The following is a 15,122-nucleotide window of genomic DNA, read 5'->3' as shown; positions in this document are numbered from 1 at the left end:
CTGAGGAACCCCTGAACGACGGCGGGGGCGCACGCACCACCACGGTCCGTGCGCCCCCGCCGTCGTCGCTTGCCCGCCGGACCTCACCCGAGCTCGGCGTGGAAGGCGACGGCCCGGTCCACGATGGCCTCCAGCTGCTCGTGGTGCGCGCCCTTCCAGTACGCGCGCCCGCACTGGGCGCACTGCGCGAACACGTCGTACGTGCGGTGCGTACCACCCTTGAGCTGGTCGGCGACCTGCTCCTTGGTCGCGGAGCGCAGCAGCCCGTTGCAGGCGGTGCACCGGCTCCAGGGCCGCAGCTCGGGCCGGAACCGGTCGAGCACGTACTCCAGCTGCTCCTCGGGCCGGGTGCTGTAGACGAACGCGCCCGCCCACAGTTCCCGGCGGCGCAGCAGTCCCCGGTCCCGGCTGAGCATCACCCGCTGCTCGGCCGCGGAGCGGGCGGCCAGCGCGGGATCCCCGATGTCGGTGGACTCGTACGCGGTGTCGACGCCCAGCAGCCGCATCCGTCGCGCCAGGGTGCCGAGGTGCACGTCGAGGAGGAACCGCAGCGGTGCGCCCGGGACGCGCTGGGGGTGCTCGACGGCGCGCACGGTCACCGACTCGCCCGCGCCGGGCAGGTGCGAGACGGGCACCTCGCGGCCGTCCACGAGGAGCGTGCCGACCTCGGTGAGCGGTACCCCGAGCGACTCGACGACGTGGCCGAGGCCGGAGACGCCGTCGGTGCCGGTGTGCAGCGTGCCGGTGGCCCGGGCCTGCGGCACGAAGACGAGCAGTTGCGGGGCGAACTCGACACGGATCTCTGGACCGTTCACCCGGCAAGGATGACACGGCGGCCGGTCGCGTCCTCGGCATTTCCCGGTGGGCGGTCCGCGCGCAAGGGCGTCGGGGGCCCGCACGGAGAAGCCGCGGCGCCGGTGTCGGCGCCGCGGCCGTGGAGGGCTGCGGGAGGTGGACCGCCCGGGGCCGGGGCGGGGGCCTAGTAGGCCACCAGGGAGATGCCCACGTAGTGGGCGATGAAGGCCGCCAGGGTGAAGGAGTGGAACACCTCGTGGAAGCCGAACCAGCGGGGTGAGGGGTTGGGGCGCTTGATGCCGTAGATGACGCCGCCCGCGCTGTAGAGCAGGCCGCCGACGACGACGAGGACCAGGACGGCGATGCCGCCGGCGCGCGTGAAGTCGGGGAGGTAGAAGACGGCGGCCCAGCCCATGGCGATGTAGCAGGGGGTGTAGAGCCAGCGGGGCGCCCCGACCCAGAAGACCCGGAAGAGGATGCCCGCGGCGGCGGCCGCCCAGATGCCCCAGAGCAGCCACCGGCCCTTGGTGTCCGGCAGGAGCAGGATCGTCAGCGGGGTGTAGGTGCCCGCGATGATCAGGAAGATGTTGGCGTGGTCCAGGCGGCGCAGGACGCCGTCCATGCGCGGACTCCAGTCGCCCCGGTGGTACAGCGCGCTGACGCCGAAGAGCAGGCAGGCGGTCAGGGCGTAGATCCCGCAGGCGATGCGGCCCCGGGTGGAGTCGGCCAGGGCGGTGAGCACCAGCCCGGCGACCAGGGCGGCGGGGAACATGCCGAGGTGCAGCCAGCCGCGCAGCTTCGGCTTGACCGGGTGGGGCAGGGAAATCTCCTCCGGGCCGTGGCCTGCGGAGGTGTGGTCGGTTGCGTCGGGGACGAACGCTGTCATGGTCGCATCGTACCTACGGGACCGTAAGTTACGGATGAGTGCGGCCTCTTGACCGACGGGAAGTGGCCATCGTCTCACGCACCGCCGGGCCCGCGCACCCCTCGGAAATCGTCACGCAAAGATTGCGCAAGGTGTACTCAATGTGCACGTAAAGAGTCCCGGAAAACCGTGGCCATCGTCACGTTGCTCACCTGTGCGCCCCTCTGGACAGATGGGCGCTCGCATCGCATGATCATATGAGTGCGGTCGGTACCGGATGAGCGCCAAGATCCCTCCGTGAAGCATCCGGGCCGCAGCCCCCACGGGGCCTCCAAACCAAAAACCCTCATTTAGGAGCAATCGTGGCGCGCGACATCGCGGCTCCCGGCGTCCCCACCACCCACCAGGGACTGATCTCCTGGGTCAACGAGATCGCAGAACTGACGCAGCCCGACGCCGTCGTCTGGTGTGACGGCTCGGAGGCCGAGTACGACCGGCTGTGCGAGGAACTCGTCGCCAAGGGCACCTTCAAGAAGCTGGATCCGATCAAGCGCCCCAACTCCTACTACGCGGCCTCCGACCCCACCGACGTCGCCCGCGTCGAGGACCGGACGTTCATCTGCTCCGAGAAGGAGGAGGACGCCGGCCCCACCAACCACTGGAAGGCCCCCGCCGAGATGCGGGAGATCTTCTCCGGCGACAAAGGGCTGTTCCGCGGCTCGATGAAGGGCCGCACCATGTACGTGGTGCCCTTCTGCATGGGCCCCCTCGGCTCGCCGCTGTCCGCGATCGGCGTCGAGATCACCGACTCGGCGTACGTCGCCGTGTCCATGCGCACCATGACCCGCATGGGACAGCCCGTCCTGGACGAGCTCGGCGACGAGGGCTTCTTCGTCAAGGCCGTGCACTCCGTCGGCGCCCCCCTCGCCGAGGGCCAGCAGGACGTCCCCTGGCCGTGCAGCAGCACCAAGTACATCTCGCACTTCCCCGAGGACCGCGAGATCTGGTCCTACGGCTCCGGCTACGGCGGCAACGCCCTGCTCGGCAAGAAGTGCTACGCCCTGCGCATCGCCTCCGTCATGGCCCGCGACGAGGGCTGGCTCGCCGAGCACATGCTCATCCTCAAGCTGACCCCGCCGCAGGGCGAGTCCAAGTACGTCGCCGCCGCCTTCCCGAGCGCCTGCGGCAAGACCAACCTCGCCATGCTGGAGCCCACGATCTCCGGCTGGACCGTCGAGACCATCGGCGACGACATCGCCTGGATGCGCTTCGGTGAGGACGGCCGCCTCTACGCCATCAATCCCGAGGCCGGCTTCTTCGGCGTCGCCCCCGGCACCGGCGAGCACACCAACGCCAACGCCATGAAGACCCTCTGGGGCAACTCCGTCTTCACCAACGTCGCCCTCACCGACGACGGCGACGTGTGGTGGGAGGGCATGACCGAGGAGGTCCCGGCCCACCTGACCGACTGGAAGGGCAACGACTGGACGCCCGAGTCGGGCACCCCGGCCGCCCACCCCAACGCCCGCTTCACCACCCCCGCCGCGCAGTGCCCGATCATCGCGCCCGAGTGGGAGGACCCCAAGGGCGTGCCGATCTCCGCGATCCTCTTCGGCGGCCGCCGCGCCACCGCCGTCCCCCTCGTCACGGAGTCCTTCGACTGGAACCACGGCGTCTTCCTCGGCGCCAACGTCGCCAGCGAGAAGACCGCCGCCGCCGAGGGCAAGGTCGGCGAGCTGCGCCGCGACCCGTTCGCCATGCTGCCGTTCTGCGGCTACAACATGGGCGACTACATGGGCCACTGGATCGAGGTCGGCGCCGACAAGGACCAGTCGAAGCTGCCCAAGATCTACTACGTCAACTGGTTCCGCAAGAACGACGAGGGCACGTTCGTCTGGCCCGGCTTCGGCGAGAACTCCCGTGTCCTGAAGTGGATCGTGGACCGCCTGGACGGCAAGGCCGAGGGCGTCGAGACCCCCATCGGCATCCTGCCGACCAAGGACGCCCTCGACACCGACGGCCTCGACCTCTCCGACAGCGACCTGGAGTTCCTCCTCACCGTCGACAAGGACGTCTGGCGCGAGGAGGCGGCCCTGGTCCCCGAGCACCTCAACACCTTCGGCGACCACACCCCCAAGGAGCTGTGGGACCAGTACCGCGCGCTGGTGCAGCGCCTGGGCTGAGCCCTCGCCCCCATGAACCCCGCGGCCGGTCGGTACTCGGTTTGAGGATGCCCTGACCAGCGATCGTCACGCCACGGCCGGCCGCGGAACCGACCGGCGGGGCCCCGTACAACGGCGTACGGGGTTCCGGGCCCGCCACCGCGCCCCGTCCGCCCCGACGGGACCCGCGGCGACGGGCCCACCCCCGCCCACTGCGGCACGGCCCGCCCCGCGGGCTTTCACGAACGTGCCGATGGATGACCGAGCGCTCCGGCCGACGGACCCCGTCGACCGGAGCGCTCGGCCGTCGTCCCGCCGTCCTCCCCGTCCTCCGCGAACAGGAACTGCGGCGCGCACCCCCTCATGATGGGAACGACCAAGGTCATGACCTCTCCAGACGCCCCACCGCTGGTCTACCTGGAGTCGCAGTACAGCGAAGACACGGTCGACGATCCGCCCTCATGACGCGGTGTCGCAAGGCATACGATCTGCCCAGGGCCGCCGCACTGCCTCCGAAGGCGTCCCTCGCCCTGATGGAGAAGGCGGCTGAGGATGACCGAAATGGCGAGCACCGGGATTGACTTGAGCACGGCTGTCTGGCGCAGGAGCAGCTACAGCAACGGCAGCGGCGGCGACTGCCTGGAAGTCTGCGACGCCCACACCGACGTCGTCCCCGTCCGGGACTCCAAGGTCCCGCACGGCCCCGTGCTGACGGTCACGGCGCCGGCGTGGACATCGTTCGTCACGTCCCTCAAGCCGGACCCCGGGACGTGACGCAGCCGCTCGGCGCCGAGCTCTTCGACGCCGACCGGCTGACCCTGGTCGAGGCCCCGGCACCCGTCCTGTCTCCGTCGGACCGGCGGGCCATGGACGACGCCTGGGAGGCGGCCGTCCGGGCCAACCCCACGCTGTTCGACGGACCGGTGGTCGGCTGCACGGCCCTGGAACGCGACGAGCCGCACGGCATCGTCCTGACGTGGGTCCGGGCGACGTACCGCTACTACGCCCTGCGCCGGACGCCAGGCGCGACCGTGCGGCTGCCGGCCCTGTTCGCCGCGGTGGCCCAACCGTCGGACGACGGACGGCTCCTGGTCGGCCGGATGGCCCCGTGGACCACCTCGCCGGGCCGCTGGCAGCTCCCCGGCGGCGCGGTCGAGCCACCGCCGGAGGGCGAGATGCTGACCGAGAGTGACCTGCGCGAGCACGCGGCCCGCGAACTGGCCGAGGAGACCGGAATCGAGGTCCCGGGAGACCGTCTGACGCTCTGGCAGGTCACGCGGGGCGAGAACGGCAGCGTCGGCGTCCTCTACAAGGCGCCGCCCCGCCCGGCTCCTTGGCTGCACGGCTGCTTCGACGCCCTCACCACGTCCGAGCGCGCCCTCGGCCACGCCCCGGAACTGGACCGAATCGCCCTCCTGCATTCCCCCGCCGACCTGCCACGACTCGCAGGCCCACACGTGCCGTACCTGCTCCCTGTCCTCTCTCGGCATGCCCACCGAGCGGGGCCCGCGCAGGGGTGATGACTTGGTAAGGAGAGCGGGCTGCATGGCAGTACCTCCCCACTGCCTGGGAGAACCGCCTGCGGAGCAGGCGCCATTGACCGGCTGGGCGCTGTCCCGGCTCGCCTCGGCGGTCGCCGAGGACGTAAGGCTGGACGCGGTCGTCGACGTCACGTCCACCGTCGACCCGGACACGGGCGTCCTTCTGCGCGCGGAGGCGACAGCGTCCGGCCACTCCGTCTTCCGCCACACGGTCACCGGGGTGCGCACCCAGGCGGGGCGCTGAACGCAGTCCCACACGGCCTCCATATCCAGGATGCGCGTGGAGCCACCCGTAACCAGGGGGCCTGCCCCTTCGTTTTAGAGACGTACCTCTAAGAGATACGTCTCTAAAAGAGAGGAAGCGTCATGGCCCGTTCCGCCACGCGCAGTCTGCCGAGACCCCCGGACATGTTCGACCGGGAGTGGGAGTGGAGCGAGCTGACCGCCTTCGCGACCGCCGAGGGCGCCGGGCCCCGGCTCGGCGTGGTGTCGGGCCGTCGGCGGCAGGGCAAGAGCTTCCTGCTCCAGGCGCTGGCCGACGCCACCGACGGCTTCTACTACGCGGCGGTCGAGGCATCGGCCGCCGAGTCCCTGCGGCTGCTGGGGGAGGCGATCGCACGCTTCACCGGCGCCGCGGTCCCCCCGAGGCCGGAGACGTGGGAACAGGCACTGACGCTGCTCTTCGGGCTCGCGAAGGACCGGCCGGTGCCCGTCGTGATCGACGAGTTCCCCTACCTGGTGCAGAGCGCGCCCGCCCTCCCCTCCCAGTTGCAGGCCGCCCTGGGCGTCCGCTCCGAGCGGCACGGCCGGGAGCGCCCCCGGATCCTGCTCTGCGGGAGCGCGATGTCGTTCATGGGCGGCCTGCTCTCCGGAGCGTCACCGCTCTACGGCAGGGCGGGTCTCGACCTGGTCGTGCACTCGCTCGGCTACCGGGAGGCGGCCGACTTCTGGGGCATCCGGGATCCGCGGCTGGCCGTTCTCGTGCACGCCATCGTCGGTGGAACACCCGCGTACCGCAGGGAGTTCGTCGACGACGACGTGCCGGACGGGCCCGACGACTTCGACGCCTGGGTCTGCCGGACCGTACTCAACCCGGCACGTCCCCTCCACGGTGAGGCCCCGTACCTCCTGGCCGCCGAGCCGGACCTGCGCAACCGGTCGCTCTACCACTCGGTCCTGGCAGCGGTGGCGAGCGGCAACAGCACCAGCGGCGGCATCGCGAGCGCGGTCGGCCGCAAGGCCACGGACATCTCCCTGCCGCTGACCGTCCTGAAGAACTGCGGTCTGCTGACCTCCGAGCCGGACGCGTTCCGCGCCAACCGCGCCACCTACCACGTCGCCGAGCCCCTCATCACCTTCCACCACGCCGTCGTACGCCCGGAGACGGCTCTGCTGTCCCGCCGTCGTGGGCCCGCCACCATGTGGGAACACAGCCGTCCGACGTTCCTCAGCAAGGTCGTCGGTCCCCACTTCGAGCGGTTGTGCCGGGAATGGGTCGAGTGGCACGCGGATGCCGCGACCTTCGGGGGCATGCCCATTCAGGTCTCGGCAGGAACCGTCGCCGACCCCGCGAACCGGACCACCCTGGAGGCCGACGTGGTGGTGCACGGAGCGGTCGGCCAGGACCAGGGCATCCTGCTCTCCGTCGGCGAGGCGAAGTGGCACAAGGTGATGCACCTGGGCCACCTTCAACGTCTGCGCCGCATCCTTGAGTTGCTGCAAGCACGCGGCGTCGACACCAGCCGGGCCCGCCCCGCCTGCTACAGCGGCGCGGGCTTCGCCCCGGAACTGCGCGACGCCGAGAAGCGGGGCGAGGTCGTCCTGGTCGACCTGCACCGGCTCTATCACGGGGCCTGAACGCGTGTCCCGGAAGCACCCGCCTACTCGTCCGTGCCGCGCCCCCCGCTCCGCTGTGGCCTGCGGAGGTACAGGGCCAGGCCGGTGCCGAAGAGTACGGCCGCGCATCCCGCGGCGAAGGGAGCCGTGCCCTCGTGGAGGGGCCAGGCCCACCAGGCGGACCGGTTTCCGCCCCTCCCGCCCAGCGACACCACGGCGAAGGGCAGGACGGTGGTCAGCGCGAGGGCCAGCCTCGGGGTGGAGAACCGGCGCAGGACCAGGGCGCAGCCCAGGTATCCGGCGGTGTTGCGGGCGACGGCGACTCCGTCGGGCACGAACACCGAGGCCAGGAGCAGCGCCGCCACCACCGACGTCATCAGGCAGGCGTCCAGCCATCGCACGGGCCGGACCGCCACGGACTCCGACGCCTGATCGGCACGCGCCTGACCGTGCAGTATGAGCAGTACGGGGAGGAGCGGCACGAGGTAGCGGAAGGGCAGCCCACTCGTCAGGGAGCCCGCCAGGGAGGGCACGGGCACTTCGGCGGCCGGCGCCGCCGTCGCCACACCGACGACGACGGCCAGGGCGCCGAGCAGGGCGGGCACGGAACGGACCCGCAGCCACCAGTTCACCGGGAACCGCCCCGGTAAGCCGTGGCCGCCAACCGCGGCTCGAGGTCGCAACGCGTGAGCGTGGCGCGGTTCGTGCGGTACCAGCGGGCCTGGGCCGTTGCCGGGAGTTTCCGTACGTCCTGCACCAGGGACAGCGCCTTGCCTCCGTCGTCGACCCGGCTCGCGACCTCCTCGGGGTCGCCTCCCGCGGTCAGCTCCAGCCACATCGCGACCGGGGCGTAGGCCGCCTCCCCGGGCCACGGCTGCCGTCCGGCACACTCCGGTGCCGGGTCCGGCATCATGCCGCTCACCAGCGTCGTGATCACGTCCTCCCGCGTCGGCCCGGCGAAGGCGGGCGTGTACGTCTTCGGCAACGTGACTCCCGCCTCCTTCAGACGGCCGGCGGCGTCCGTGACCCACGGACGGAACCTGTCGCCGTCCTCGCTCTGCTCCGGCCAGAGGCACACGCGTACCGGCTCCCCGGAACAACTGAGCAGACTCGTGTCCCGGCTACTGGTGGGGTCGTATCCCAGGGGCGTGACCATGGGCACGGCGAGGGCGAGGGCCGCGGCCACCGGCAGCAACGCCGTGAGCTTCACGGGACGGGTGCGGGCGGCGATCACGATCACCGCTGCCAGGAGGATCCCGGTGGCCACCAGGCCCGGGGCGATCAGGGCACGGGCATCCAGGGTCCGCTCGTAGCTCCACCCCTCGTTGAGATTCGTTCCGTTGAGCTGACGCAGCCAGAGCGGCTCCATGGCGACGGGGTAGCTGAGCCACAGGAAGACCGCCACCGCGACCACGGGGGCGGCCAGTGTCCGGGGCAGCAGCAGGCCCGCTGCGTAGCCCGCCAGGGTGTGGGCCGTCACCAGGAGACCGAGCAGCGCCAGCACCCGGAGGTCCGGCCGTCCAGGTCCGCCGACGGCCCGTTCGGCGACGCACAACAGCGCCACCAGTCCGCAGAGAAGTCCGGCCATCCACACCGTCCGGAGCTGGGACGACGCCACGGCGAGCGGCGAACGGGCGGGGGCGCCCCCGTCGACCAGCCCGGAACGCCGGATCCGGGCGGCCTCCCAGGCACCGGCGGCGGCACACAGGGCGAGCGGGACGATGCCGACGACGGCGATGTGCGCCGTGGCCGCTTCCCAGTAGCCCTCCGGCGCCGTGACCAGCGCATCGGGCTGACGGGCGTAGATCCACATCCAGACGCAGGCGGGGAGCAGCCCCCACACCGCACCGGAGGTGCGCAGAAGTGCGCGCCAGGGCATGCTCAGGCCTCCCCGCGCACGAATCCGGCGTACGCCGCCTCCGCGAGCCTGCCGGGCGCGACGCCGGGCGGAGCGGTGGCGAGGAAGGCGTCGACCGGGCCCTGGAAGCGCACCGCACCCCGGTCCAGAACCACGACCGAGTCGAAGATCTCCGCGAGGTCCTCGGTCTGGTGGGTGGAGACGACGAAGCTGGTGGTTCCGGCGAGTTCACCGATGAGGTCCCGGAAGACCCCGCGCTGATGCGGGTCGAGGCCCGCGGTCGGCTCGTCCATGAGCACGACGTGCGCACCGTGCACGAGCGTCTGCGCGATGCCGAGCCTGCGGAGCTGCCCACCGGACAACTGCCGCCCGGTCCGCGCGCCGAGGCCGGCGAGGCCGACGCGGTCGAGCGCGGGCGCGGCGGCGTCCCAGGCCGCCCGGCGCGACATGCCCTTGAGCCAGCCGGCGTACGCGACCTGCTCACGGAGCTTCAGCCCCGCCACCGGCTTCACCTGCTGCGGCAGCCAGCCGACCCGACTCCGGTACTTCTTGCGGGCCTTGGCGGAGTCGGGGACCAGCCCCCGCAGGCTGACCCGCCCGGAGTCCGGCTCGATCGCCGTGGCGGCGACACCGAGCAGGGTCGACTTCCCGGCCCCGTTGGGACCGAGCAGGACGGTGCAGCCCCGTCCGAAGGTGAGCGACAGTTCGTCGAGTACGTGAACGCCCCGCCGGTACCCGTAGGTGCAGCGGGATATTTCCAGTGTCATGCGGCCTCGTGGGGGAGGACCGGGGCCCCTGGCCGAGGCGCCTGGCAGAGGGGTCGGTCGTCGGCATCGGAGTCCGGAACCCCCCGTCGAGGGGCGGTGCCTGCCGTGTGGTCGCACGGCGCACCGCGCCGGTGATGCCCGGTCTGGAACCCGCCCAATGGGTTCAGGCCGGGCATCACTATTGATCATTTTCTTACCATCTGCAACCCGCCCATAATTGGACTTGTTGACTCCGCAACGGTCCCGGGGCGCCCGCCGGTTCCTCCGGGGCGTGGCCCCTCGGCCGGTGGCCCGCGCTCAGATCACCCGGAACAAGTCCGCCGTCCCCTGGACGTCCGTCAGGTCGTCGATGGTGCGGAGGTTGTCGCAGAGGGATTCGAGGACCGAGCCGGGCGCGGTGCCGTCCGGGGTGGCGAGGGTGATGCCGAAGAGGCGGAAGCCCAGGCGGTGTCGGGCGTCGTTCCAGGCGCGGGTCCACGTCTCGGTGACCTCGCAGGCGTCGTCGGTGATCAGGACGATGTCGCCGCGCATCCGGGACGTGTCGTCGTACTCCTGCTCCAGGATTCCGGCGGCGGTGGACAGCGGGCGCTGGAAGTCCGTGCCGCGGCAGAGAAGAGGATGCCGACGAAGTCGCGTCCGGCTCGGCGGGCCTGGTCGAGCAGGGTTAGGGCGCAGGCCTTGGAGCAGGCTTCCCGGGTGATCCCGCCCGGCATCGCTCGAATGGCGGAACCGGCCGCTCGGCCGGGTCTACCCGGCTCTGTTCGTGAACGCTATCGGCGTCAGGATTAGGGACTGGCAGGTGCCAACCGGCCGTGCCGTGACCGGCGCGGGTTTCCAGTGCATCCACACGGGCGCTGACGAGGCTGGCCCCGACGCTGGATGGTCGACCCGCTCTGTGGCACATGAGTATTCGTACTCATCTGTGCTGGTCGGTCCGACCGATGACTTGAGTGATCAACGCGCTACGGTTTGATCGATACGCGGCAGACGCAACCTTATGGCAGCGCGTCGGAGTCTGTTGTACTCACGAAGCGGGGATGCGGGGGGTAATTAACGTATGGCGTGGGAAGAGTGGGAGCAGCTCAAAACTGCGGCGGCCGAGCGGCAGTCCATGAGTATGCAGTTGAACCAACTTCCGGCGGATTCCAGTGGCAGTGGGCCTTCGGGCAGCGGGAATGGCGCCGGCGGCGGGGACAGGCTCAAGCACGCTGCCCGGCCATGGAGCCGAGCCGCGAGTACTGCTGACGACTTGCGGATCAGCACCAACACAACGAGAAGCACTCTGACCACCGCACACGGAGGCCTCGCCGAAGGGATAACGGGGTTGGTGAGCCTGGCGGAAATCAAGAAGGTGCTGGCGTCATGGGAGACAAGGTTGGGCGCCGTACGTGACGAGTGCGAGACGTTGGAGCCCAAGCTGCGGAAGGTTGGCCGGGAACTGGTCGGGGTGGACGCCGAGACGGCCACTAAGGTGGGGGCTGTGACTGTGTCCCAGAACGGAGCGGCCAGGTGACTGCCGCTCTGACCTGGCAGCAGTTGCGTGACATCGACCTCACAGAACTGGACGATGCTGCTGAGGGATGGGCTGCTGTGTCACGTCATGCCGACGCCGCGCAGGATCGAGTGAAGGCAGATATGGACGGCGCACTCTCCAAAACCCAGGAGAGCGAGTCAGCCAGAGCGGCGGTCAAGAGGTTCAAGCGGCTGGGCGCCAATTACGACTACATCAAAACTGAGGCCGGGCTGATTCGCACGGCGGTGGCGGGGTTGTCCGCAGAGCTTGCCCCCTATCAGCGAACGGTTAAGGGCGCGCTGGCGGATGCACAGGACCTGTCGTACACGGTCCACACGGACGGCAGTGTTTCCTACCCGGCAGCAGGCAAGAATGAGTTGACGGACGAGCCGATCCCCGGCGGCAAGGTCGTCGGAAGCGATGGTCTCATAGGGCCTGGAGGCGAGGGGCTGTACCGGCCCAGTGAGGATGGCCTCTACCAGCCGGGTGGCGGGCGTCAGTCCGGCTTGACACATCCGAACCCACATCATGCGAAGGCTCAGGAGATAGCCGATCGCATAGTGCGTGCACTGCGTCAGGCCAGGGAGACCGATGAGCGCTATCGCAATGTACTGAGCAAACTAAAGGCCGGACCTGGCCTCACCGTGGACGAGCATACGTGGGCGGACGCTGCTGCTGACGTGGAGGCCGTACGTGGGGCTGCGTACGAATACCTCAGGAGTGAGATCCCGCTCGACAAGTCGCCAGTCGACCGCAAGGAGTGGTGGGACAACCTTACGGATGCGCAGCGCCAGGAGTACCTGGCAAGTTATCCGGACGTGATCGGCAACCTGGATGGAATTCCGGCTGCGGTACGCCATGAGGCCAACAAGGAGAACCTTCAGCTCCTGATCGCGAAGCTGGAAGGTGAGGACGGCGAGCAGGCTGAAGCCCGGCTCGGTGGAATCAAAAAAATCGCAAGCGCCCTGGAAGAGAACGCGACAAAGCGAATTTCTGATCCTCAGGAGCCGGAGATGTTCCTTCTCGGGATCGCCGATGAGGGCACGGGACGGGCAATCGTCTCCTACGGAGATCCAGACAATTCCAAAAACGTTGCAGCGTACGTACCCGGGCTCGGTACGGCACTCGACGAGGACTTCGCTCGCAATGATCTGAAGCGGGCGTACGACACAGCTATCAACGCGCGCCTCCATGATCCCTCGAGCGCTTCTATCGTGTGGCTCGGCTATGATCCGCCCCAACTCGGGGGCGTGGATGCGTCGACCGTGCTCTCGAACACGGACGTCATGTCCGCCGAACGTGCCGAAAAGGGGGCGCCGGCGTATAACTCCTTCATTGATGGTCTTGGCGCAACGAACTCCCACGACGATCCGCACCTGACAGCGATCGGGCATTCGTACGGTTCGCGACTGGTTGGAGCGGCGACGCAGGAACCGGGAGGAATACCTGGCGTCGATGACATCGTGCTGCTCGGCAGCCCCGGTGTCGGCGTCGACAAGGCGGAGGATCTCGGTGTGGGCAAGGAGCACGTGTTCGTTGGCGCTGCGGCAAATGACCCCGTTACGCGACTGCCGTCTAAACAAGAGGCTGCTGCTGGGGCGGTCTTCGCCGGTTCCGGCCCCCTCTTCTCGTACATCGCGGGCGACGTCGTCGATCAAGGCGACGACGACATCTGGTTCGGAAAGGACCCTGCCAGCGAGGCCTTCGGTGCCCAGCGCTTCAAGGTCGCCGACGGCCCTCTCCCGGTAATCGGTGGTAAAGGCCCAACTCCGGCGCATTCGAACTACTTCAACCCCGAACTCGATCCAGAGTCTTCCCAGAATGTGGCCGCCGTCGTGGCGGGGTACAGTGAACTTGTTATCCCTGAAAGGCACCGATGAGATACGGCCACTCATTTGCCGTCCTGGCCATCGCGTCAGTTGTACTGTCCGGGTGTGGCCTTATAGGAGAAGGCACCGGGAGCGCCGGCGGGCAGGAGGAGAAAGTGAATATGCAGGAAGCAGCCGACCGCGCCGAACAGATACTGGACAATACCTTCGCCGGGATCAAGCCGACGGTCGAGGCGATGCGAGGGCCGTCCACCGAGGCCATTTGTCCCGACATCAAGGGAGATGCGACGGGTGCCGGAACCATTATCCGGAGGCGCTACGTGATGACGATCATCTCGGGCGAGCGGCGTGGCAGTTTTCTGGGGCTCGTTGAGCGGCACTGGAAAAAGAACGGATATGAGATCACTTCCGTTCGTGACCACAAGGAGAGGCCTGCCATCTTCGCATCGACCCCTGACGGGTTTCGGGTCAGTCTGCAGATCGGTTACAAGGGCATGGCTCGATTCGACGCTACGTCTCCGTGCGCGGTCGAATCTCGAGTGACGGAGCCCCCACGGAAGCCGATCGACCCCGATTCCGAGGCAGCGAAGGGGCTCCCATATATCCGTTCTGACTTCTGGTCGGCCAGCACCCCGCTCAGCTCCCCATCTCCAGGCGCGAAGAGCTGAGGACGTGCCTTGGGGAGAACTAACGTGCGACCGGCTGACCCAATGCCTGGCGGCCCTAAGAGTCTCCCCCCAACGGCTCGCTTCCGCGTGTTGTTCGTCTGCAGTGCGCGAACCGCCTACAACGCCGGGCACGCGTCGGCACGGGTGGCCAGGACTTCGGCGGCGCCGATCAGGCTGACAGCCGAGGACCAGTCACCGCCACCACCGACGTCATCAAGTAAGCGCCCAGCCATCGCGCGGGGTGTGTGATCGCCCCGTCGTCCCGAAGGTGCCGCGGGATACGTCCAGAGTTATGTGGCCTCGCGGGGCTCCGTAACGGTCCCGGGGTGCCCGCCGGTTCCTCCGGGGCGTGGCCCCTCGGCCGGCGGCCGGGATTCAGATCACCCGGAACAAGTCCGCCGCCCCATGGACGTCCGTCAGGTCGTCGATGGTGCGGAGGTTGTCGCAGAGGGATTCCAGGACCGAGCCGGGTGCGGTGGCGTCCGGGGTGGCGAGGGTGATGCCGAAGAGGCGGAAGCCCAGGCGGTGTCGGGCGTCGTTCCAGGCGCGGGTCCACGTCTCGGTGACCTCGCAGGCGTCGTCGGTGATCAGGACGATGTCGCCGCGCGTCCGGGACGTGTCGTCGTACTCCTGCTCCAGGATCCCGGCGGCGGTGGACAGCGGGCGCTGGAAGTCCGTGCCGCCGCCGAGGAAGGTCTCGGCGAAGTCGAGGACGTCGGTGACGGTGGCCGGCCGGTCGGCCGGGAAGCGGTGGACGCGCAGCTTGTCGGCGGCGGAGAAGAGGATGCCGACGAAGTCGCGTCCGGCCCGGCGGGCCTGGTCGAGCAGGGCCAGGGCGCAGGCCTTGGACCAGGCCTCCCGGGTGATCCCGCCCGGCCCCTCCGCGTACATGGAGTGCGAGGTGTCCACGCAGGCGATGACGGCACCCCGGCCCGTGGACTGCTCGCCCCGGTTGTCGTAGAGCATCAGCTCCCCGGCGGCGTAGCGCGAGGCGAACACCGCCCGCAGGGCGGGCACGCCGAGGGCCGCCAGTTCGGAGGGGAGGACCCGGGACAGGTCGTCGCCGAGGGTGACTCCGACGAGTTCGCCGGTGGCGTTCTCCACCTTGCGGGCGCGTTCGCCGTCCGCCATCTGCCGGAAGCGGCCGATCAGTTCGGCCCACCGGGCGAGCCTGCCCCCGCGCAGCCGCTCCGCGAGCCGGGCGCGTTCGCCGAACGGCATCCGGCGCAGCTCTCCGGAGCCGACGCCCCACGCGCGCATCAGCGCGGCCTCCTGCCGGACGGCCTCG

13 protein-coding genes and 2 pseudogenes are annotated in these 15,122 nt (G+C 69.6%); 8 read left to right on the top strand and 7 right to left on the bottom strand.

Going from position 1 to position 15,122, the window contains the following annotated elements; genetic code table 11:
• Positions 1-83: 83 nt before the first annotated feature.
• Both G3I53_RS27730 and G3I53_RS27725 read right to left on the bottom strand, forming a co-directional pair.
• Entirely contained in the window at positions 84-815 is a 732-nt protein-coding gene (locus G3I53_RS27730; protein ID WP_164336028.1) for a Mut7-C RNAse domain-containing protein, read from the bottom strand.
• 164 nt (positions 816-979) lie between these two features.
• Complete coding sequence (locus G3I53_RS27725; RefSeq protein WP_164336026.1) at positions 980-1,681, bottom strand: hemolysin III family protein; 702 nt, start codon at positions 1,679-1,681, stop codon at positions 980-982.
• 341 nt (positions 1,682-2,022) lie between these two features.
• Here G3I53_RS27725 and G3I53_RS27720 point away from each other — a divergent pair, with 341 nt between their 5' ends.
• From G3I53_RS27720 to G3I53_RS27695, 6 genes and pseudogenes are all read left to right on the top strand, one after another.
• Positions 2,023-3,843, top strand: coding sequence for a phosphoenolpyruvate carboxykinase (GTP) (locus G3I53_RS27720; protein ID WP_164336024.1), 1,821 nt, complete (start codon positions 2,023-2,025; stop codon positions 3,841-3,843).
• Between the two features lie 321 nt (positions 3,844-4,164).
• Positions 4,165-4,403: pseudogene (locus G3I53_RS27715) on the top strand (Scr1 family TA system antitoxin-like transcriptional regulator); the annotation flags it as partial.
• Positions 4,384-4,596, top strand: coding sequence for a DUF397 domain-containing protein (locus G3I53_RS27710; protein WP_164336022.1), 213 nt, complete (start codon positions 4,384-4,386; stop codon positions 4,594-4,596). The pseudogene G3I53_RS27715 and the gene G3I53_RS27710, both read left to right, overlap by 20 nt.
• The gene (locus G3I53_RS27705; RefSeq protein WP_164336020.1) at positions 4,593-5,342 is read left to right on the top strand and encodes an NUDIX hydrolase; all 750 of its coding nucleotides are present in this window, start codon (positions 4,593-4,595) and stop codon (positions 5,340-5,342) included. Before G3I53_RS27710 ends, G3I53_RS27705 begins: the two co-directional genes overlap by 4 nt.
• 25 nt (positions 5,343-5,367) lie before the next feature.
• A complete protein-coding gene (locus tag G3I53_RS27700; RefSeq protein ID WP_164336018.1) occupies positions 5,368-5,607 on the top strand; it encodes a hypothetical protein in 240 nt (79 codons plus the stop codon).
• Positions 5,608-5,729: 122 nt separating this feature from the next.
• Positions 5,730-7,220, top strand: a complete 1,491-nt coding sequence (locus G3I53_RS27695) for an ATP-binding protein (protein WP_239064151.1) — start codon at positions 5,730-5,732, stop codon at positions 7,218-7,220.
• Positions 7,221-7,243: 23 nt separating this feature from the next.
• Here G3I53_RS27695 and G3I53_RS27690 read toward each other — a convergent pair whose 3' ends face one another.
• From G3I53_RS27690 to G3I53_RS27675, 4 genes and pseudogenes are all read right to left on the bottom strand, one after another.
• A complete protein-coding gene (locus tag G3I53_RS27690; protein WP_164336016.1) occupies positions 7,244-7,831 on the bottom strand; it encodes a hypothetical protein in 588 nt (195 codons plus the stop codon).
• Positions 7,828-9,078, bottom strand: coding sequence for a hypothetical protein (locus G3I53_RS27685; protein ID WP_164336014.1), 1,251 nt, complete (start codon positions 9,076-9,078; stop codon positions 7,828-7,830). Before G3I53_RS27685 ends, G3I53_RS27690 begins: the two co-directional genes overlap by 4 nt.
• Positions 9,079-9,080: 2 nt before the next feature.
• Positions 9,081-9,824, bottom strand: coding sequence for an ATP-binding cassette domain-containing protein (locus G3I53_RS27680; protein WP_164336012.1), 744 nt, complete (start codon positions 9,822-9,824; stop codon positions 9,081-9,083).
• A 297-nt stretch (positions 9,825-10,121) separates the two neighbouring features.
• Positions 10,122-10,540 (bottom strand): annotated as a pseudogene (locus G3I53_RS27675) (hypothetical protein); the annotation flags it as partial.
• A gap of 793 nt (positions 10,541-11,333) precedes the next feature.
• On the opposite strand from G3I53_RS27675, the gene G3I53_RS27670 reads away from it, so the two are divergent.
• Together G3I53_RS27670 and G3I53_RS27665 are read left to right on the top strand one after the other, a co-directional pair.
• Positions 11,334-13,217 carry an alpha/beta hydrolase gene (locus tag G3I53_RS27670; RefSeq protein WP_164336010.1) on the top strand — a complete coding sequence of 628 codons (1,884 nt, stop codon included), beginning with the start codon at positions 11,334-11,336 and terminating at the stop codon, positions 13,215-13,217.
• A 110-nt stretch (positions 13,218-13,327) separates the two neighbouring features.
• Positions 13,328-13,834, top strand: coding sequence for a hypothetical protein (locus G3I53_RS27665; RefSeq protein ID WP_203592150.1), 507 nt, complete (start codon positions 13,328-13,330; stop codon positions 13,832-13,834).
• A 375-nt stretch (positions 13,835-14,209) separates the two neighbouring features.
• Here G3I53_RS27665 and G3I53_RS27660 read toward each other — a convergent pair.
• Positions 14,210-15,122: VWA domain-containing protein (locus G3I53_RS27660; protein ID WP_164438898.1), on the bottom strand; the 913-nt coding region annotated here is incomplete at its 5' end.

The organism is Streptomyces sp. SID14436, assembly GCF_010548465.1.
In the GTDB taxonomy this organism is placed as follows: domain Bacteria; phylum Actinomycetota; class Actinomycetes; order Streptomycetales; family Streptomycetaceae; genus Streptomyces.
This window is presented reverse-complemented; position numbering and strand designations above follow the sequence as displayed.